Genomic DNA, 19,495 nt, shown 5'->3' with positions numbered 1-19,495 from the left:
TGATTCATCGTTGCCATCACTCAGGCACTCAATTTTCCCAAGCGTTCTTCAATCCCTGCTAATTTAGCCGCTAGCAGAGTGTCTAGCTTACTGTCTAGCAATTTGTCTAGCACTGGTTCGATGTCCGAAATTTCGGACACTTGTGTTTGAGGTTGGTTTGGCGGCGCTGATATTGCCTGGTTGGCCGCTTGCTCTAAAGTTCGTACTACCCAAGCGTTGACGCTCAAGCCCTCTGCTGCTGCGACATCTTTAATGGTTTCGAGCAATTCCCGCTTGCCATCCAATCTCAAATTAAGCTGTACTCTGTCTGTCATGTCTAGTACCTGTCTAGTATTTGTCTAGCTTTGTCTAGCGCTATGTCTAGTGGTTGTTTAGTTAGATTCTAGCATCTGTCTAGTACCTGTCTAGTTAGTTAACACCGAGTTGTTCCAGACGTTCTTCAATGGCGGCTATTCGTTGAATTAGTGGGGCAATACGATCGGATATCAGTATGTCTACACTTTCGGCGGCCACTGTAGACACGAGGCTTGTGTCACTCTCTGTAGCCACCGCCGTAGACGTGCCTGAAAGTTCCTTGAGAATGCGTTGTGCAGCTTGACTTACCGACTCCCCCTCTAGTCTTTGAGCTTCTATCCAGTTCAGGAAGTGACCGGAAGCCCTGAACGATACGACTTGACTTTGACTCATTGTAGACACCTGTATACAGATTTTGTCTACAATAGCTGACAACTGTCTACAGTGTCAACATATTGTCTACAGAACTTGTAGACACGAAAATCCCCCAGTTAAGGGGGATGGGATTCAGTCATCAGTCATCAGTTGTCAGTCGGCGACTTCCAAGTCTTTGGGGTCAAGCCATGTGGTAAAACTTCCGTCGGGCTTTACACAAGTAATCTGCCTGTATTTGTCGATTGCATCCACCACCAACTCTAGGCCCGCTAACTGTTCAGCGTACTTTGCCCCGACGTAACGGACTCGGAGACCTTTCTTGGCAGTTACGCTCTTAGGCCGAGTTAGCATTTCTGCCAACTTCCGCCGCTCGCTATCGGTAAGTTGAGGGAGTAAATTGCACACTTTCATAAAAGGTGAGGAAATTGCGTCACCATCGTCTCCACCGCCCTGAATAAGGGTTTGTGCGTCACCAACTGCGTCACCAACTGCGTCACCAGTATTTTTTGGTGACGCAGTTTTCCTTGCTGTATCTACTGGAGACGATGGTGACGCAGTTTTTGCAGTTTGTGGTGAGGTGTGTACAAATCCGACGCCAAGCAAATATCTTTGCCCTTTCCGTTCCATCTCGTCTCGTTCGTTATGGCGACACACTTGGAGTTTAGGAAAAATCTCGCTAAACCTTGACCCCAACTGGTTTATAGCTTTTACAGGAGCGTCATACTTGTTGGAAAGTTCATTCCAAATCAGCTTCTCCTTAGCACCGCTAGTGTCTCTCTCTAGAATCCCTGCATCCTCATACCAAGCTTGCAATTGCTCCCACAAATCTTTAACCCAGACGCGACCGCCAGACTGAACCTCCAAGCCAACCTCGCGGGCAAACTGCCACAAGTGCCGGCTTTCCTCCTGAGCTTTTCGCATCGCCTCGCGGGTCGCAGTGTAATCAATCCCCTCAGTCAGCAACTTTGGCATCCGCTCCAGCATTTTATTGAGAAGTGCCGGCGCAACCCGCTCGCGGACAAAATCTAGATCCTCCTTAAAACGTGGGTCAGCCTCTAGTTCTCCTTGGGAAGCATCAGCGTTACGCTTGTAAGTCTTTGTAAATTTCAAGACCCCATAACGATCGTCTATGGCAGCATTTCCCCCGGTAATAGACGGTAGTTTGTTGCAGTTGAACAAACATATAGCCGTCGGTTTGTACTCGTAACTATCTTTGCCCTTGCGCTCAACTTGGATCAAGTCACCAGTAACGCATTGCTTAAGACTTTGGATCGAGTCGAGGCTGATGTTGGGTGCATTCTCGGAAGCCCAATTACAAATGCTTCCTTCCAATCCTGCCAGAGTAAACTTGCGACCCATGTCGTAAGCCTTAAAATCAGCAAGTGTTAGCCCAGTCATTCCCCGCCCAAACACAGTCTCCGTCGCGACTCGCAGCGTATCCTTGCCGTTAAGCCCGTCACCATCTAATAACAAAGCTTTCACTCCTCGGCCCAGTTTTCTCCGCACCAGTGGCAAGTTGAGTCCAGCAGTAGTAGTTCGCAAGAATATTTCACGCGATGCCGGATCGAGACATTCTAAAAGACGATCGCAGTCTGCCGGATCAATACCAGGGTCATACTTGCAACCCACAAATGTGTAAACATTTTTTGGGTCATGAGGCATTAAAGTGTGCGACCCATCAGCGTTAATTTTCAACACCCCATTAGAGCAATTCAAACCATCAGGGTTGATAGCATTCGGATCTATCGCCCTAGCTAGAACGATGTAATTCCACACCTCGTTGACGCTGGCAGAATTAGCACGATTGCAGCGATATTTCCCATTCACAAATTCAGAATAGGTGCTCAACCAATCAAGGATGCGCCGCTTCTCCGCAGCCTCCGATCGCAACTCGTAATGCGTCCCGCAAAACTCAAAAAGCCGACCGCCAATCGATGCCCAAGGCGCGCCAGAATACAGCGCCTCGACAGCCTTCTGCACGTAGTTTTGCTCTGGACTCGGCGCTGTATTTGGGATGTAGTCGTTCGCACTACTGTCATACTTCTGGCATACTACTTCTTCTCGCGTGCGCGGGTGAGGAGTTAAAGAAATATTAGGGTTGGAAGCGTCAATTTTGCGATCGCCTTTCTTAAGCTGCTTCTCCCACTTGGCTAGAGTTGGCGCGCTCGCTATAGCCTCTTTGAAGGCGTCGCCACCGTTAGCTTTGATAAAATCATCCATCCCTTTAAACTTGGTATCCCAAACCGTTACGTATACCTCACAGCCCTCCTGTTCCAGTAAGCGGCCAAACCTCAAAATGGCTTCCCGGCAAGATGGGTTGGCCGCATAGTCGGAGTCAAAGTTTATGTAGTGGATGGTGTCGGGCTGTACCCACTCCTTCACAAAGTGCGCTAGTTCCCCGTCTTTGCCCCAATTCCAAACACCCGTAAGTGCGATAACAGCTAGGTCAAGACTTAGACCCGCGCCGGCTTTCTTAGCTCCCTCTGTCCAATGGCGAGGAATTGATTTATCAGCGTGAACTTTCGCCCAATAATCTTTATCAGGCATTGCTAGGAAGATTGCATCGGGTTCCATGCCGCTGCCTGTGAGATATTTCCGCTCTTTGGAACCTTCAGGATGATGTGCCTTGTCTGGCTTACCTTGTCCGTACCAGTTGCCGGCCCGTTCACCGGTACGCCACAAGACACCTCGACACCACCAACCCCCTGTTTTGATGGGTTCTTTTGGACGGATGCGTTCGTTGAGTTCTTTTGCCGTCAGCGATTCGATGTTGAGAGAGGCGATCGCTTCCGATACGGCTGAGCCTTCAACCCATTCAGCCAAGTGTTTCGGGATAAAAGGATTGAAATTTTGAAATGCAGAATTTAACCCGGTGGGATATGATGTGTTCATTATTGTTGCTCGCCACCTGGGCGAGCATGATTGCCAAAGACCGCTGACGACAGGTTCCAATTGCTGGCAGCGGTTTTTTGGCGTTTACAGTTTGAAAACTTGGAACTAGACAGGTGGAACCGTTCCGCAAACTTTAGTAAGCGGACGCAGCTACGAAATCACAACGCTGTCTCTGTGGCGGCCAATGTCGGTCTAGGAGACTTTGCTTTATCTCTTCAAAGGTAAAGTCTCGCCGCTCAGGCACTAGGTTTTCGTCTAGTGTTGATGCTAGACAAACTAACAGAAGGATTGCGGGACTAAAGGAAGCTAGCAGCAGGGCAAAAGTAAGGTCAATCCAGGTGAGGGCGAAAGCTCCTATTATTGCGACTCGTTCGAGGGCGCGCTCGGTAGACATCCCTCGTCCTCGCAACCCGTTAAGAGTTTCCGCAAGAAGCTTTTGGATTCTCTCTTCTGCTTCTTGCCGAGTCTTTGCCCCCCGCGTCCGAGATTCGATCATGCGAACAAGTTTGGCTGCCGCTTGCGGAGCCATATTTTTAGTTGATGGTTTTACATTGCGAATCAACCACTTGTTCATGAGAACCAATTTTACTTTGAGTTGCTCTTGTGAAGAGTTAGGGATTCACCTCTAAAGTATTTTCTGCAGCCCTAGGGTTGTAGAAAATATTTTAGAGCTAGAACTCACACAGGATATAGGTTTGGCGGTTTGGCTAAAGGAGTTTTACAGGTGATTAAAAACCAAGGTCTAAAACCCTTGCTCTGTACTGGTTTCAGCACTAAAGTTTTTGGCGCAGCCCTAGGGTTGCGCCAAAAACTTTAGAGGTGAATTACCGATCGCCCTGACCACCCAGAACCGCATCCCACGGTCGAGGTTGTGGTTCCCCTGGTGTTGGTGTTGGCGGGACTGCTACCCCGAGCTGAGGCAATTGCAGGTCATCGAGGTAGTAAGCGTACTTGTTGCCCTCCCCTCGTTGCGGGTAATACCTGCCGTTGCTTTTCCATGTGAACCCTTTATCCAACAAAGCGCTTAAGCAGAGCTTTAGTTCCGCGTTAGTTCCAGTCAGTCGCATCGCAGCTTGTGTCGGTATTTGATTTGTTGTCATTTCTCCCCCTCAAACTGATCGAGTAAATTTTGCAGTTTCACTTTGCCTTCTGAGAATTTGCGCCCTCCCATTTTGAGGACATTTTCAACAATCCAAGTCACAGACTTACCCGCTTCCATTGACTTACAAACTTCCAAATATATAGGGTAATCGGGAGAGTCGGAAGCGGAAGCGGTTTCCTGTAAGTCGCTACTGTATATAGCTTCCAGCGCTTGACGGCTAGCTTCCACATCAACGCCTGGGGAAGTCAGGATAAGCTCAGCTTCCTGCTGTCTTTGTTGCTGTGAAACGTAGGCAGACGTACTGATTTCATCGATCACATCGGCGGTGATTGCTCGCTCTTTAATTGCCTCAATCTCACCCTGCTCTGACAGTTTGCGGGCGATGTTACCCGCCGACACTGCACAGGCAATTGCAGAACACAAGCTGACACCTTGCACCGCTTTGTGAGTGTCTAGCGTTTTGTCTAGTGCTGCCAGTGGAACCAACCACAGCACGACAGAGGACGCACTCAAGACAAACAGTTTTAGCTGCATAGAAACACCCCCAAACCAATCAGCAGCATCGCCAAACCGCCGATTAAAACTGCCTGTAAATCAGCCACTGAAATCTTGAGTAATTTACTCAGGGAGTAGTCAAGTAACCAACTCAAACCCCAAGCAATCGCAATTGCTGCTAACAGGAATAAAACGGCTTTCATTGCCATTGGATGCAGACTCGCTATCCACCCCAAAAGGGAGAAAGCGACGCACCCGGCAACGAAGTAATTTGCCAGATACATCGCTTTCATTATTTTTTGCCTCCTAACACGGCATCCCACGGTCGAGGTTGGGGAGTAGCTACGGCGGGGGGACGAAAATTCTTCAGGGTATAAGAGTATCGGTTGCTACCAAAGGGAGAATTGCTTATTTCCGCATAGTGGGTAAGCTCGAACGTGAAACCATTGGCTCTTAAGGCTTCTACCAATTTATTCACTTCTTTTTTGTTGCCGGCAATCCACATATATTCCATTAGCTTGCGCCTCCGGTGAGCTTGGCTTTGATTGCATCAATCCGAGTCCGTGCATCATTCTCAGCTTTATCGATACCAAGTCCGAGCCGAGCATATCCCGGTGTTAGACCGTGCAGTTTTTTAGCCAATGAAGCGTTACCTCGAACCTTTTTAAGCTCGTTGTCTGCCACCTCACCCTCATATTTCCTGTGGGCTTTGTGCACAGTTGCGTCGGCTGCTTCAATCTTCCCTAGGTCTTTATAAGCGCGCTTGGAAATTCGAGCACCCTCGACTTTTTCCTTTTTTAAGTCCTTTATCGCATCTGCTTCATCTTTTGAGAAATAGCGAGGCTCCGGGACAACCGGCACCGATCGGATTGATCCAAAATTGCCGGGATTTGTGGGAGTGATGACGGCAGCGTCAGTGGGGGCCAAAACTTTTGATTTGTTGATCGCGTGGTTGCCGTCGTTGCTAGCCGAAATTTTGCCAGTGTCGGACTGACCGCCACCGAATAGGCGTAGTTGTAAGCTCATAATTTTGTCCCAATTTGAATGTTGATGCGAACTGGGGAGGGAAATAAATTCAAGGGGTTGATTTGTCGCCACATAGACATTGCCAGCACAAAAACTCCCGCCGATGCGAGCAAGACGGCAATGAGTTGCCCAAAATCAACCCAGTCTAAGAAACTGGTGGAATTCTGGCGGGTGAAGCCACACACAGGGAACGAGCCGTCGTTAGTCCAATCAAGGGTGTCTACAGTGTCTACGGAATCGTCTACACGAAGCAAGTCAGATGTCATGTCTACAGCGTCGTCTACACTGTCTACATTGTCTAGCGCCGTGTCTGATAACTGGTCTAGCGTTTCACCCTCAACCAGGTACAGTTCCAGCAGTGCTTCCCACGTAGCAGTTTTTGAAAGCTTGCCGAACTGTCTGGCGTCTTCATTAGTGAATCCAGAAGCGAAAGCGATCGCCTTTAATTGGTCAATGCGACGGTAGCTGACGGTGGGTTTAGTCATGGCAAAACCCCGTCAACTCAATCATTAAGAGTTGCGATCGTCCGTTAGGACACTCGGCTGAAAGTGGCATAATTTATAGGCTCCAAGCGTTGGTCGAAAACGTTTGGGGAAGTCGTGGTTTGGCTAGCATTGCAAGTGCTCGTCAACCGCGCATCAATCTTCCTTAGTTACTCACGATTGCAGACTTACAGTTCCTTGTCAACACAGAGACTGTAAAGTTTTGTTTCAAATTATTCGGCAAGCAACTCCATCACTTCGTGGGGTGTAATGCCGTAAATAGCAGCTAGCAGTTTGATACTTTTCCCGTCACTTCCTAACTGTTTAAGAACCCCAATTGCACTACCCAAAGGAATAGCTTCCTTCGTAGACTGAGTTAACAAATCAATTGTTGTCTCAGTGTTAGCGCGACGCTTGTAAACAGTTTCATTCATCTGTGGTGAATGCCCCAAACTTTTAGCTCTTGTTTCTTGAGACATCCCAGCCATTTGACCGCTGAGATTAGCTAGATGGCGTAAAGCGTGGGTTTGGGTAAAACCTTTATTCCATCTTCTTAAAATATTTTGGGCGCGGTCACTATACAGTCCAGCAATTGTTTTCGGATTACTTGATAGCGTACCAATTTCAGGCAATTTACCTGACTTAATTTCTAAACATTCTATTAAGTCAGGATGAGTAGGGGGAAGCATCGGCACACACAGTCGGTAGCCAGTTTTAGTCGTCGTGTCGAGTAATGTCTTGTCACCAACTACAGCAATCATCTTTATGTTGCTTGGCTCAATCAGTGCCGGGATAATAACGCCATCCTTTGTTTTAAAAGGTTTGTCAATGTTCTGAATAGCAAACACTTCGTGAACCCGAAACCCATACACCATCTGCATTGAAAACACCCACAGCCACCGTTTGCGCGATTCCAGATGGTATCGCTTATCATCTGAGACACTGAGAACCTGAATGCGAAGCTTTAGAAAATCATCGACTGATAAGGTTTGAAGGTCTTCCCGGAATTCTGTCTGTGTACCGTCAATCTCTTTAAGTCTACACAACAACTCAGTATCGCCAATAGTCTCAGCTAGTTTTTTCATCGCACACAAGCAATTCTTAAAGCATTTAGTCCCTTGCTTCTTAACGTGAATGATAGCCAAAATATCCGCTGAGTTTATAATTGCCTCTTTTGGTAACAGTTTAAAATATTGTCCGTAAACACATCCCCAGGAGCTTTGATGGCTAGCATTGTTCCTGTCACGCTGTTGACGGCGTTTAGTGCGTCCTTCCCAGTATTCTTTCTCTACTTTTGCTATCGCCTCACCAAACGTTATCAAATCATTTTTGATAACGTTTTTATCCAAAATAACATCATCATACCAGACTAAAAATCGACTCTCGCTAGAGAAGGATTGTAAAGCGCTAGCAACTAGATGAGCTTTCCTCAGAGCATCAGTGATACCTTGCATCGTCAGGTAGCACCCACAAGTTTTGTTGACCCGCTTGTCACCTAACTTGAATTGCAACGTTATGTAACCACCGCTGGCTTTCCTGTCTCTTTTTAGCCCTACGCCCTTGGGGCATTCTTTCTGTGCTTGTTGGAAGTAGTCTAGAATCCGCTCGTAACCGACAAGGTAGTCTGCGCTGGTACTCGCTGTGACTGGATTTGATTTTTCGCTCATCTTTCGCTCCCTACTCTGATAGTGCTGAGTTTGAGTGATGCACTCAGCCTACAGCAAGTCGCTCAGTGTTCGCTCAAATCAAAAACAGGACTTTCAGAGTGGGTGCAAAAAATGGCTAGAACGACGGAAAATCGTAATTCAAGAGCGAGGCTTTGATTCAAATCCCTCCGTGCTCATTGAAATTTATTGAATGACTGACTTTGAGACCGAGGACAAATTTTTGTCCTCGGTCTCAATTATTGTGATTTAAGCGTCAGTATCAAAAATCGAATCGCCACTGTACTCGCATATCGCAGACTGATTGCGCCCCTGTTGCTTGGCACGGTATAGTGAACGATCGGCGATCGCAATCAAGTCAGCCGATGATAGTTCCGAAATCGGAATCAAGTTGGCGATACCCATACTAATAGTAACTACATCACTCACATCAGAGGTTTTGTGAGGAATATGTAAAGCTTTAATAGCAGCGTGAATCCGTTGGGCCACCGAACTCGCTCCTTCAAGATCAGTATTAGGCAAAATGATGGCAAATTCTTCTCCGCCGTAACGCGCCACCAAATCCGCCGGACGGTACACTACCTCTTGCACAGTCTGAGCAAGTTTGAACAGACAATCATCCCCCATTAGATGACCGTAGCAATCATTATAACGTTTGAAATAATCCACATCAAACAACAAAAGAGAAAGAGGTTTTTGTTCCCGGTATAGCCGCTGCCATTCATGCTCTAAGCGGTCATTAAAACAGCGGCGATTAGCAATTTGAGTTAATCCATCAATATTGACCACTTGTTCTAAGAGGTGAGTAGCGCGGGCTAGTTCTTCGTTAGAGAGTGCAAGTTGTTGATTAATTTCTCTCATTCGCGCTTGGGCCTGCTGCCTTTCTGCCAATTCCTTCTGCAACTTCTGAAAAATATCCGCTTGTTTAATGGCGATCGCTAACTGATTAGCAATCTGTTTAACAAGGTCAACTTCAAATTCTTCCCATTGCCGAGGAGCAGAACATTGATGAATACATAACAACCCCCACAAATCTTGTCCATTGAGCAACGGCGCAACTAAATTAGCCCGAACCGGAAATTGTTTCCAAAGAGCGCGGTAACAGTGTTGAAGGTCAATCTTATTGAGATCTTGAACTACCTGCATTCTCCCTTCTTGATATGAATCAGGATATTGTTCACCAGCACACGGGTCGTTAAATTGATTTCTGCTTACCAATTTACATCCTTCGCCTACGGATTCTGAAACAAACTCACCATATCCAAATTTACTGTCAGGAGCGAACTTAAATATGCCGACGCGCTCGGCTTCAAGAAACAGGCGAATCTCCTGCGAAGCAATCTCAAAAATTGTAGACAAATCAAGAGATTGACGAATGTGTAGAGTAATTTCTTGAAGTAATATCGCCTTGTCGTACTGTTTCCGCAGAGCTATTTCCGCTTGCTTTTGGGCGATAATAGCTGCATCTGCTGCTTTTTTTGCTTTAATAATTTCACTTTCGTACACGATACGCTGGCGGATACAGAGCAAGATGCAATCGTTGACGGAGCTTCCTTCCTTCTCCCGACGCACAGCGTTGATCAGCATAGGTATATCACTACCCTGCTTTGACCTTAATGAGAAGTAAATTTCCTCTACTTTACCCTCAAGCTTCAATAGGGGGAAGAAATGGGTTTGAAAAAAAATCCGGCTGGCCATTGGCAGAATAAAGTCCATTTTCCGTTCCCGCAGTTCATCGGTTTCGTATCCGAGTAATTGCAGTAAGGTGGCGTTGACCATTAGGATCGTACCATCGTCAGCAAACGAGAGGAATCCACAGGGTGACGTGTTGAGTAGCTCGTCTATCTGGTAGGTCATATTTGCCATACAAATCAGGTAGTATGAGGTTCACTCAAATACTCCTTAATCAGGTCGATGGTCTCTTCTGGATGACTCAGGTGCGGGCAATGTCCCGTAGCTTTCATCAGCCGTAGCGTACTTTTAGGCAGGTGGCGGTGGAGATAATGCCCTACCTCGGTGGGAGCTACCATGTCCTCACTACATTGCAATATCAGTGCAGGTACTGAGGCATTCGGTAAATCACTGCGATTGTCAGAGTAAAAAGTCACCTCGGCAAAGCGACTTGCAACCACCGGATCGGTGGAGCAAAAACTTGCCTCAAGTTCCTCACTTAACTCAGGACGATCCTGATTCTGCATCACCATTGGCGCCAGAAAGCTTGCCCAACCAATGTAATTTTTATCCATGATATCGAGGAGATCCTCAATATCTTTGCGCTCAAACCCTCCGTAATAATTTGGTAAATCATTGATGTAGCAGGGTGAAGGCCCTACTAAAATCAGGCGATTAAAGTAATTAGGAGCTTGAATTGAGGACAGAAGGCCGATCATACTGCTGACAGAATGACCGACAAAAATCACATCCGTCAACGCCAATTCTTCACAGATATCGAGGACATCCTGAACATAGCCATTGAGGTCGCTGTACCGTTCATAACTGTAGGCACTAATATCAGACTGTCCAGAACCTACATAATCAAATAGGATGATTTTGTAGTCCTTCTCGAAGGCCGGTGTTACGAAACGCCACATATTTTGATCGCACCCAAATCCATGAGCAAACATCATCGTCTGGGTGCCTTGTCCAAACACTTTTATATTATTCCGCCGTAAAATTTTTTGAGTCATTTGCTCGACACGAGGATTAAATTGATTATAAGACTTTTGCGCGCTTTTATGAGGATTGCTCATCCCAAATAGTGATAGACAACAATTCAGGATGTCGGATTAATTGAGTGGCAACCTCAGCACTGACAGGCTGGCTAAACATACAGCACTTCCCAATTTCACACGCGATCGATCGCTTGTAACTATTGCAATTGCGCTGGGGTTTCAATTCCTTCGGCAATTGTGCTCACATTTAAGCCATGTGGGATTACAACTATGGGTTGGGCAATTCCGCGAGCGATCGGAGCGTTGGCTAAATCGCTGACAAATGAGCGATCAATTTTGAGCGACTTCACCGGAAAATTTTTCAGGTTGTTAAAAGCAGCATAGCCAGTCGCAAAATCATCGACATAAATCTCAATATTATGCTCCGATCATTGGCTCAAAAGATTGTAGGTAATGTCAACATTAAGCATTATTGCCGTTCCCGTAATCTCTAGCTATGGATATTTTGGCTTCATATCGGTGCGCTCAAGGAGGCGATCGCTCTTAGCGATTAAAGTCGGTTGGCTGAGTTGACGTGCCGACAGATTCACCGCGATATTAGGAAGAATTAGTTTTGCTGCTAGCCACTGCTGATATTCCAGCAAGCTTGCTCTAAAATCCATTTGCTCTTCGGGTAAAATCAATCCTGTTTTTTCGGCGATGGGAATACATCGATGGCGATGAATCCAACCTCGTTCAGGAGAATATCCTCCTACTATAACTTTAACACCAGCAAGGCTACCTGTTTGCCAATCGAGCTGAGGTTTATCGTACAGCAAGTATTGGCTTTCCAAGCACAATTCAAGAGATTTGCGATCGCCAGGGTATTGGATTTGGCCCAAGGTATTGTGGCTGTGTAAAAACTATAGGTATTGAGCCCGATTCCTTAACGTAATATAGGGAAATATCTGCATTTTTTAGCAAGCTATCGAACTTCATTTCATCTTGTGGATCTAGGGAGACGCCAATACTGCTGATGAGGTGTAAATAATGATTTTTGAAAAGAAAATTATTATTAATATTTTTGTAGAAGTAATCCCCCCTAGTTCCCCTAATCTAGGGGTAGTAGGGATAGGCACGATGCGGCACTAAGCTGCTAGGCCAGAAAGATTTTCTGTTATGTTCGAGAATCGGATAGAGAGAGGATTTTATGATTTTTGAGATATCATTGAAATATACAATTTAGAGGGACAACAGCTTACCCCTAGATTTTTACCAAAACCTATTTAGTGGGATTGCTATAGCAAAAGGCGCTGATGCAGAAGGCAATAAAAGCTCCTATTTCAGCAATTAAGAACCTCCAAAACATTGTCGCGGTTGCTATAAATTTTCACAAGCTCCTCAACTTAAAAAAGTTGGGTTTCCTAGCTCAACCCAACCTACTTTTAATAAAGAATGACTGTTAAATCTCAAATATCCTCATCGTCTTGGCCTTGCACACCCTGCAGAATCCGCGATAGCTCACTCTTTTCATTAATCGTAATCCGACTCGGAGAACCGCTGATAATCCGTTCGTAACCACGGAACGAATCTTTAATTTGCGGCCCTCTTTCAGTAATCGTGTATTCCCGGATTCCTTTATCGTGCCAGGAACCGCGCATCTTAAACACATTAATTGCCCGCGACATTTCTCCTCGAATCTCTACATACTGCAGCATGATAATCGTGTCAGTAATCGTAGAAATATGGGAGTCCGTAATCGAATGAGCACCCATAAACTGGTCGCTTGTATTTGTGAAAAACCCGGTTATTTCTTCCTGCTTCGCAAAACCTGTCACTCCGATCACAAATTGCCTGAAAGCATTATTGCTGACACCCCTAGCTAAGGCCGACAGCGAGTCTATAGCAATTCGAGAAGGTTTGAACTCAGCAATTTCTGATTTAATAGTCTGCAAGTGGTCTTCCAAACCGGCAGATTCCGGGTAAGTACACAGCAGCTTCAGCATTCCTTTCTCTTCCATTTCCTCAAAATCAATGCCCCAAGAATAAGCATTGCGGAACAACTGAGCACGCGACTCTTCATAGGCAAACAGCAGCGCCCGATTGCCGTTCATACAAGCATTCTGCAAGAACTTGCTCACCAACAGCGTTTTGCCGGTTCCCGTTGCACCCGTAGCTAAAATAATCGAGTCTTTGAAGAAACCGCCACCGCACATCTCGTCGAGAGTTTTATCTCCGGAAGAAACCCGCACGTTTGAAGACTTTTGAGTTAATCGCATCGCCCCCAACGGGAAAATATTAATTCCGTCATTAGTCATAGTAAAAGGATATTCGCCCTTCATGTGAGTTGTACCCCGCAACTTCAAAATTTCCATGGTGCGGCGGCGGCGTTCCCCTTCCAAAACGTTGCGAACAATCACCACATTATCCGACACAAATTCTTCCACTCCAAACCGCGCCACCGGGCCGTATTCTTCCACCCGTTCCGTCGTCATAACTGTAGTTGCTCCGACTTGTTTGAGGCGCGCAACTAAGCGGAAAATTTCTCGGCGCACCACCGATGCAGCATCGTACTGCTGAAATACGGCGGTCACTGAATCTATAGAAACCCGCTTGGCTTTGTACTTGCGAATGGCGTACTGGATTCGCTCGATTAAGGCAGATAAATCAAAATTGCCTACGATATCTTGACCTTCCGGGTCCGGGGAAGCGTCCAAAATAAATAGCTTGCCTTCCTCGATTAACTGTGCCAGATCCCAACCGAAACTGCAAGCATTTTTAATAATATCTGCTGGAGATTCTTCAAAAGTTACGAAAACTCCAGCTTCGTCAAAATGGGTAATTCCATTATAGAGAAATTGTACGGCAAATAAAGTTTTTCCCGTTCCTGACGTGCCGCTGACTAGGGTGGTTCGGCCGAGCGGCATTCCGCCGTGACTGATGTCATCGAAACCCTCAATCATCGTGCGAATTTTTTCAACTCCTGCCGTTCCCAATCCTTCTCGTTGAACCGTTTGACTAATTTCATTCATATCGATTTTTGTCAACTCTCAGTATTCTTTAGTTGTCACTCCTTAACCGCCGATCATGAGTCTTTGTACCCAGCTTTTAGTTTTGGCTCTTGCTCAATAACTAATGACTGCTGACTGCTGACTAATGACCCCCCCCCAAAAACCGATACCGTGCCACGTACTCCTGTCGTGGAAAGATAAAAATTTTAGACTTTTGTTCAACCTCCCAGATTCATCTGTTGAGTAAATCTAAAATCTAAAATCTAAAATCGTTCGACTGAGCGCGACTCGACGCTTCGACGCTCGCGCTCGCCGAACGTTTCACGCCAAACCGAAGTCTCAAATCTAAAATCGACTGACTCTCACCTGATTATCTTATGAATTCAGGTCTTCTTCGCGAAGTTCTTCATAGAGCAAATCTAATCCTATCAGAACTTTCTCGCGATCGGACAAATCGCCAATAATTTTTCGCACCGGCGGCGGCAGGATTTTGGCCAGCGTTGGGGTTGCCAATATTTTGTCCTCTTCTGCTAGCTGAGGATTTTTGAGAACATCTATGACTTTCAGCGCGTAGACGCCTTGAAATTCTTGTTCTAGGATGTCCTTTAGGGTTTTCAAAGCTCGCACGGAGTTGGGAGTATTCCCCGCCACGTACAGCTTCAGAACGTAGGTTTTCTTCAGAGGACTCATGAACTTTTTTAAATGTTGAGTATTAGTTGCCAGATGTTAGTTGTAGTTGTTATTTGTCTTAAATCCGCTGTTCTTTGTTATTTTATAATAATTTCCGCCTCGCGCTCGCGCGGCCGTTTCTCGGCTCCTTTCTTTTTTGTTAGATTCTACCTTCTACCTTTTCTTTCTTAAATTATGCCGAATCCCTTCTACATTCTACCTGGAGAGGTCTCTTTCGGAATCGATCGCCGATACATCTCGCACATATGAGCGATCGCGTCAATCAGAGTCAAGCGGTAATCGAGCAATATTTCCTCGCTGCGCCCTTCTATTTTTAGCTGTTTAGCAAACTCGTCTATCAATTCCATGTGAATTTCTACAATTTGAGTCACGGGAACGTCAGCAAAAAAAGCCAAATTCACAAATTCATCTATTTGATTGTTGACCGCAGTATCTTGAGAAAAATAATTCAAAAGGATGTCGCGATAACTCGACTTGAGTTGCTCCAAAAACTTTTGTTTCTCAGATCCCGACAGATTTTTCAAAAAAATCTGGGAATTTCTTTTATAATACACACCTAAGTATCCTAATCGCTCCCGTAATTTTTCCGCCAGCCGCCGCTGCTGTCGGCTGAGCAAACTTTGAGCAGTCAATTGGGCTGTCGCATCGACCGTTACGGATTGGTAATTGACAGGAACCGGAGTTGAAAGTTTTAGAAATTGTGCGATCGCCCGCTCGATACCGGCAGCTATTTCGCTCGATCGAGCGATTGCCAGTTGCACCTCACCAGGGTGATAAAAAAAAGGACAGCTTTCGTCTTGACTCTTGTTGGCGGTACTGGCTGCGGCCTCAAAACCATCTGAATATGGTGCTTCTGGTCTGCCATCTACGTCCGCGTGAGGCGAAAAAATCACAGCAGGCAAAAAGAGCGATCGTTCTTGCAGCTTACCCAGAAGCGATCGCAGATCCCCATCCACCTCCAAAACCAAACAATCAAGGTGATAATTGTGCTTGAGGAACCCCAAAAACTCCCCTGCCGACTTAATGTGGGTTAAAGCATAGCGATCGCCCCTCAAAAGCTCAATCGCAGAGGCTGCGATTTCCTCAGAGCGGACAAAAATACCGATAGAAAGTTGAGGAAGCAAAGCTGTAGGTGCACCACCTAAGTTGCCTGAAAGTGCTGGCTCGCTCAGAGTTGATATCTCCTTTACAAAAAACTTAACATTTTAACAATCATCTCAACATTTATTTTAACCAATCTTAACCGCAAAATAAGTGATGCGCTTCTACCAGAGGAAGAATCAAAGTTTACTCGGTGGTTTTTGTGTCAAGCACCCTGAGCGTGATTTCTGCAATTAAGCTTAAGCCTTAAAATAATTGTTAGTCGCCTCAAATCAGGTGTAGGCATCGAACTCCCAGGTCTCGGTGCAGATCCCGGGCCTGATAGGGAACTGATATAAAACAAATAAGATACAGAAATCCGCAGCTACATTGAGAATCAAAAATATTACTGCTCTCGCGAGCAGACTCTCAGGTTTGTTATGCCACTCACCAGCCCCAGTATCAAAAATTTTATCGAGCCAGTGCCGCTGTGCCTCCAAACAGCAGCGCTAGAATCGCTGCAGTCAATCTTCAGCTCCTGCAACTGCGATCGAGTCGCAGTAGTCAACGAACAGCTACAGCCGGTGGGATTAGTTTACCTCCGCAGCCTTTGGGCCCGGGCGGCCGATCGCACAAACGACGGGCAGCAACCTTTGTCAGAAAGCCCGATCGCGATCGAACCAGTCAGGGCATTACCAGCCGCTATGAGCGTCAGCGAATTCTGGCAGTACCTGCAAACAGAGGAACAGAACATCCCAGGCCGGCCAAACCGCCAAACCGCCGGCGTTTCATCAAACAACCCGATCGCCCTGACAGATGCCAGCGGTCAATTTTTAGGAATGCTAGACAGCCTGAGCCTGCTGCAATTCGCCGCACTCAACAGCAGCTCGTTCTGCAGCCTCACAGAGCAGGCCACAGCAGTCAAAGAAATCGAATTAAGGCCGATTTCCCAAGCCATCGCCAGCGCCCTAGACGCTCAAGTGCGCTTTCTAGAAGCAGGATTGAAACCTTCGGAAAACCTGAACTCCCTAGTCCAACTACTGGAAAAACTGCCCCTGCCCCTGAGATTGCAAACCCCCACCGCACAAATAGTCAGCCAAAACGCAGCGTGGCGGATTTTGCTGGGAGCAGGCCCAGAACCAGTTCCAGAACCAGCAGCAAATTTGGGTAAACACTCGCCCCGCAAACCAAGCCATTTAACAAGCGAATACAAGAGCGTGCAGTTAGAGGGCATCACCACAGACTGCAGGAGCCTAGTAGGAGCAAGTAGAGCGGACGATTCCCTGCGGGATAGCTTCGCCGCGCGTGATTCAACCGCAGCCACCAGTTGCCCGCTGCCCCTGTACGCTGCAGCCTCCCCCTCAACATTAACCACTCCAGCTTGGTGTCCCATCGCCGGCAAACCAGACACCTACATTTGCGAGTGCCCCGTACAAAAAGGTCAAGAACGGATCTGGCAATTTGTCAAACAACCGCTCTCAGACCAGCTAATTTTAGTAATGGGACAAGATGTCACCGAAGAACATTTAGTCGCCAAAGAACTAGCAGCGAAAAACGCAGATTTAATCCACCTCAACCGACTCAAAGACGAATTTTTATCCTGCATCAGCCACGAACTAAAAACCCCGCTCACCGCCGTCCTCGGTTTGTCCAGCCTCCTCAAAGATAAATTGATCGGAGAACTCAACGACCGCCAAACACGCTACGCCAAACTAATCCATAAAAGCGGGCGGCATTTGATGACAATTGTTAACGATATATTAGACTTGACCCGGATGGAAACCGGGCAGCTAGAACTAATTCCCGAAGCAGTCGAAATAGCATCAACCTGCCACAGAGCCTTTGAACAAGCAAAACAACTGCAACAGCAAGAAGAAAAAAACCCTCCCGCCCCCAGCAAAACGGACGGTACAGCAAACGCAGAACCATCCGCCCAAATAGAGTTTACACTCGAAATAGAACCGGGACTGAGCCACTTAATTGCCGACGAACTGCGGCTGCGGCAAATGCTGGTTAACCTCCTTTCCAATGCCCTAAAATTCACCGAACTCGGCGGCAAAATCGGATTGAAAGTAAATGTTTGGGAAGGCTGGATCGCATTCACTGTTTGGGACACTGGCATCGGCATCCCCGCCGACAAACAGCACCTGATCTTTCAGAAATTCCAACAGCTAGAAAGCCCCCTCACCAGGCGCTTTCAAGGAACCGGACTGGGACTGGTACTGACTCAACGCCTAGCTCGGCTCCACGGCGGGGACGTTTCGTTTATTTCCTCAGAAAACCAAGGCTCTCAATTTACCCTGCTGCTGCCACCAAATCCTCCGGGAAACAGCAGCGAAGAAATCCCGGCACAGGAAGCCGCTGAGGAAGAATTATTAAAACCCCAATATCCGACTCTGAGCGCCAATTCTCGCTCTCGTTTAGTATTAATAGTCGAAGCCGTTCCCAAATATATCGAAGATTTAACCAACGTCATCTCAGGTTTGGGCTACCAAGTAATAGTCGCCCGTTCCGGCACCGAAGCGCTGGAAAAAGCTCGCAGGTTCAGTCCCGAAGCGATTTTCCTCAACCCGCTGCTGCCGCTGCTGTCGGGTTGGGACGTGCTGACGCTGCTCAAGAGTGACCCGGATACCCGATCGATTCCGGCGATCGTCACGGCCACCAGAGGCGAAAAAGAACGGGCCAGTGTCAACAGAGCCGAAGGCTTTTTGAGCTTGCCGGTGGAAGAACCCGCTTTGCGCCGGCTGCTGGCAGACTTGATCGGTCACAGTAATGCTAGCAGCCCCAAAGTGAAGAGTTCTTTAACCGTGTTGTGGCTCAGCCCGCAAAACAGTTCGTCTCAAGGTTCCGCTTTACTGCTCAACCCCAACTACTGCCGGGTTTTAGAAGCAGACGACCTCGGCCAAGCAGAACTCGTGGCCAGAATTTGGCGGCCCGACGCGATCGTCTTGGACGGTACAAGTCAACTGCAAAACCCCTTAGCTTTTATCCAACAGTTAAGCCGGTCTCGAAATTTGGGTTCTCTCCCCTTGGTGACTTTAGACCCTCCAACTACGCAACTGGCAAATCAAGTCAAAGGATTGTCGGTATTTCCCTGTTTAGCCACTAGCACTCCTGGCGACAGTGAAACTTCACCTACCGGGTTGGTACCAAGTGCTTTGTGGCAAGTGATTCAAGTTGCTGCTGGCATGAGTTGGAAGCCCAGCATTTTATTTGCAGACATTTCGACTTTACCCGATTTGCACTCCTCTTCTGGGGGGAACCCGACGGAAGAATTGGAACATTGCGATCGATCGACAAATGCCGAGATTCCCCTCCCCAATTCCCAGTTTTCTACTCCTAACTTTCAAGCTTTGATTCAGTACATCCACACCGCAGGATTTCGAGGGTCGATCGCTTCCTGCTGGACAGAAGTTTTGCAGCAGTTGCAATATCAAAGCGTTGACTTAGTTTTGCTGTGTTTGCGAGATGCCCCCTCAGAATCCCCCGCTATGTTGCAGGCGCTATCGAACTTGCGCCAAATGGCAGTAAAGCTGCCAATTTTAGTCTGGGATTATCGGTCTGCTGTAAATTCGGAATCCGAGGCGATCGACTTTCTCCTGCAAGAAGTATCTGCCAAAATTTTGCCTTCTTCCTTATCGGCAGCACAATTGTTAGACAAAATTCAACAGACTTTATTAAATCACTCAAGTTCGTAAAAATTAAGAATTTACTCGATTTTTAGTTAGGAATT

Annotated in this window: 19 protein-coding genes; 1 reads left to right on the top strand and 18 read right to left on the bottom strand. The window is 46.9% G+C overall.

Annotated features, from left to right (window positions below; translation table 11 throughout):
• Nucleotides 1–20: 20 nt before the first annotated feature.
• The 18 genes from QUB14_RS08400 to QUB14_RS08320 form a co-directional block, all read right to left on the bottom strand.
• Nucleotides 21–314: a hypothetical protein gene (locus tag QUB14_RS08400; protein ID WP_333216177.1), complete on the bottom strand. Its 294-nt coding sequence runs from the start codon at nucleotides 312–314 to the stop codon at nucleotides 21–23.
• A gap of 94 nt (nucleotides 315–408) precedes the next feature.
• Nucleotides 409–687, bottom strand: a complete 279-nt coding sequence (locus QUB14_RS08395) for a hypothetical protein (RefSeq protein ID WP_333216179.1) — start codon at nucleotides 685–687, stop codon at nucleotides 409–411.
• Nucleotides 688–822: 135 nt separating this feature from the next.
• Entirely contained in the window at nucleotides 823–3,561 is a 2,739-nt protein-coding gene (locus tag QUB14_RS08390; RefSeq protein ID WP_333216181.1) for a DUF3854 domain-containing protein, read from the bottom strand.
• A 133-nt stretch (nucleotides 3,562–3,694) separates the two neighbouring features.
• The gene (locus QUB14_RS08385; protein WP_333216183.1) at nucleotides 3,695–4,135 is read right to left on the bottom strand and encodes a hypothetical protein; all 441 of its coding nucleotides are present in this window, start codon (nucleotides 4,133–4,135) and stop codon (nucleotides 3,695–3,697) included.
• Between the two features lie 250 nt (nucleotides 4,136–4,385).
• A complete protein-coding gene (locus QUB14_RS08380) occupies nucleotides 4,386–4,661 on the bottom strand; it encodes a hypothetical protein (RefSeq protein WP_333216185.1) in 276 nt (91 codons plus the stop codon).
• Nucleotides 4,658–5,197: a hypothetical protein gene (locus QUB14_RS08375; protein ID WP_333216187.1), complete on the bottom strand. Its 540-nt coding sequence runs from the start codon at nucleotides 5,195–5,197 to the stop codon at nucleotides 4,658–4,660. The genes QUB14_RS08380 and QUB14_RS08375 overlap by 4 nt, the downstream gene beginning before the upstream one ends.
• Nucleotides 5,188–5,451, bottom strand: a complete 264-nt coding sequence (locus QUB14_RS08370; RefSeq protein WP_333216189.1) for a hypothetical protein — start codon at nucleotides 5,449–5,451, stop codon at nucleotides 5,188–5,190. The genes QUB14_RS08375 and QUB14_RS08370 overlap by 10 nt, the downstream gene beginning before the upstream one ends.
• The gene (locus tag QUB14_RS08365) at nucleotides 5,451–5,672 is read right to left on the bottom strand and encodes a hypothetical protein (RefSeq protein WP_333216191.1); all 222 of its coding nucleotides are present in this window, start codon (nucleotides 5,670–5,672) and stop codon (nucleotides 5,451–5,453) included. Before QUB14_RS08365 ends, QUB14_RS08370 begins: the two co-directional genes overlap by 1 nt.
• Nucleotides 5,672–6,184, bottom strand: a complete 513-nt coding sequence (locus QUB14_RS08360) for a hypothetical protein (RefSeq protein WP_333216193.1) — start codon at nucleotides 6,182–6,184, stop codon at nucleotides 5,672–5,674. Before QUB14_RS08360 ends, QUB14_RS08365 begins: the two co-directional genes overlap by 1 nt.
• Nucleotides 6,181–6,669, bottom strand: a complete 489-nt coding sequence (locus tag QUB14_RS08355) for a hypothetical protein (protein ID WP_333216195.1) — start codon at nucleotides 6,667–6,669, stop codon at nucleotides 6,181–6,183. Before QUB14_RS08355 ends, QUB14_RS08360 begins: the two co-directional genes overlap by 4 nt.
• A 230-nt stretch (nucleotides 6,670–6,899) precedes the next feature.
• Entirely contained in the window at nucleotides 6,900–8,333 is a 1,434-nt protein-coding gene (locus tag QUB14_RS08350) for a hypothetical protein (protein WP_333216197.1), read from the bottom strand.
• 246 nt (nucleotides 8,334–8,579) lie between these two features.
• The gene (locus tag QUB14_RS08345) at nucleotides 8,580–10,196 is read right to left on the bottom strand and encodes a diguanylate cyclase domain-containing protein (RefSeq protein WP_333297146.1); all 1,617 of its coding nucleotides are present in this window, start codon (nucleotides 10,194–10,196) and stop codon (nucleotides 8,580–8,582) included.
• Between the two features lie 5 nt (nucleotides 10,197–10,201).
• On the bottom strand, nucleotides 10,202–11,080 hold the full coding sequence (locus QUB14_RS08340; RefSeq protein WP_333216201.1) for an alpha/beta hydrolase: 879 nt from the start codon (nucleotides 11,078–11,080) through the stop codon (nucleotides 10,202–10,204).
• Nucleotides 11,081–11,199: 119 nt separating this feature from the next.
• Complete coding sequence (locus QUB14_RS28735) at nucleotides 11,200–11,418, bottom strand: EAL domain-containing protein (protein WP_445251823.1); 219 nt, start codon at nucleotides 11,416–11,418, stop codon at nucleotides 11,200–11,202.
• 78 nt (nucleotides 11,419–11,496) lie between these two features.
• Nucleotides 11,497–11,883 carry a hypothetical protein gene (locus QUB14_RS28730; RefSeq protein WP_445251821.1) on the bottom strand — a complete coding sequence of 129 codons (387 nt, stop codon included), beginning with the start codon at nucleotides 11,881–11,883 and terminating at the stop codon, nucleotides 11,497–11,499.
• Between the two features lie 567 nt (nucleotides 11,884–12,450).
• A complete protein-coding gene (gene kaiC, locus QUB14_RS08330) occupies nucleotides 12,451–14,013 on the bottom strand; it encodes a circadian clock protein KaiC (protein WP_190734728.1) in 1,563 nt (520 codons plus the stop codon).
• 354 nt (nucleotides 14,014–14,367) lie between these two features.
• Nucleotides 14,368–14,682: a circadian clock protein KaiB gene (kaiB, locus tag QUB14_RS08325; protein ID WP_006632119.1), complete on the bottom strand. Its 315-nt coding sequence runs from the start codon at nucleotides 14,680–14,682 to the stop codon at nucleotides 14,368–14,370.
• Between the two features lie 188 nt (nucleotides 14,683–14,870).
• Nucleotides 14,871–15,806: a circadian clock protein KaiA gene (locus QUB14_RS08320; RefSeq protein ID WP_333216204.1), complete on the bottom strand. Its 936-nt coding sequence runs from the start codon at nucleotides 15,804–15,806 to the stop codon at nucleotides 14,871–14,873.
• A 396-nt stretch (nucleotides 15,807–16,202) separates the two neighbouring features.
• Here QUB14_RS08320 and QUB14_RS08315 point away from each other — a divergent pair, with 396 nt between their 5' ends.
• Nucleotides 16,203–19,460 carry an ATP-binding protein gene (locus QUB14_RS08315; RefSeq protein ID WP_333216206.1) on the top strand — a complete coding sequence of 1,086 codons (3,258 nt, stop codon included), beginning with the start codon at nucleotides 16,203–16,205 and terminating at the stop codon, nucleotides 19,458–19,460.
• Nucleotides 19,461–19,495: the final 35 nt, after the last annotated feature.

The organism is Microcoleus sp. B3-D2, from assembly GCF_036705345.1.
Lineage (GTDB): Bacteria > Cyanobacteriota > Cyanobacteriia > Cyanobacteriales > Microcoleaceae > Microcoleus.
This window is presented reverse-complemented; position numbering and strand designations above follow the sequence as displayed.

Excerpts from the sequence above, each read along its gene's own strand:
- QUB14_RS08365 (WP_333216191.1), bottom strand. The coding sequence starts at position 5,672 with ATGGAATATATGTGGATTGCCGGCAACAAAAAAGAAGTGAATAAATTG.
- QUB14_RS08350 (WP_333216197.1), bottom strand. The coding sequence starts at position 8,333 with ATGAGCGAAAAATCAAATCCAGTCACAGCGAGTACCAGCGCAGACTAC.
- QUB14_RS08370 (WP_333216189.1), bottom strand. The coding sequence starts at position 5,451 with ATGAAAGCGATGTATCTGGCAAATTACTTCGTTGCCGGGTGCGTCGCT.
- QUB14_RS08390 (WP_333216181.1), bottom strand. The coding sequence starts at position 3,561 with ATGAACACATCATATCCCACCGGGTTAAATTCTGCATTTCAAAATTTC.
- kaiC (WP_190734728.1), bottom strand. The coding sequence starts at position 14,013 with ATGAATGAAATTAGTCAAACGGTTCAACGAGAAGGATTGGGAACGGCA.
- QUB14_RS08380 (WP_333216185.1), bottom strand. The coding sequence starts at position 4,661 with ATGACAACAAATCAAATACCGACACAAGCTGCGATGCGACTGACTGGA.
- QUB14_RS08395 (WP_333216179.1), bottom strand. The coding sequence starts at position 687 with ATGAGTCAAAGTCAAGTCGTATCGTTCAGGGCTTCCGGTCACTTCCTG.
- QUB14_RS08355 (WP_333216195.1), bottom strand. The coding sequence starts at position 6,669 with ATGACTAAACCCACCGTCAGCTACCGTCGCATTGACCAATTAAAGGCG.
- QUB14_RS08360 (WP_333216193.1), bottom strand. The coding sequence starts at position 6,184 with ATGAGCTTACAACTACGCCTATTCGGTGGCGGTCAGTCCGACACTGGC.
- QUB14_RS08315 (WP_333216206.1), top strand. The coding sequence starts at position 16,203 with ATGCCACTCACCAGCCCCAGTATCAAAAATTTTATCGAGCCAGTGCCG.
- QUB14_RS08345 (WP_333297146.1), bottom strand. The coding sequence starts at position 10,196 with ATGGCAAATATGACCTACCAGATAGACGAGCTACTCAACACGTCACCC.
- QUB14_RS08340 (WP_333216201.1), bottom strand. The coding sequence starts at position 11,080 with ATGAGCAATCCTCATAAAAGCGCGCAAAAGTCTTATAATCAATTTAAT.
- QUB14_RS08375 (WP_333216187.1), bottom strand. The coding sequence starts at position 5,197 with ATGCAGCTAAAACTGTTTGTCTTGAGTGCGTCCTCTGTCGTGCTGTGG.
- QUB14_RS08400 (WP_333216177.1), bottom strand. The coding sequence starts at position 314 with ATGACAGACAGAGTACAGCTTAATTTGAGATTGGATGGCAAGCGGGAA.
- QUB14_RS08385 (WP_333216183.1), bottom strand. The coding sequence starts at position 4,135 with ATGAACAAGTGGTTGATTCGCAATGTAAAACCATCAACTAAAAATATG.
- kaiB (WP_006632119.1), bottom strand. The coding sequence starts at position 14,682 with ATGAGTCCTCTGAAGAAAACCTACGTTCTGAAGCTGTACGTGGCGGGG.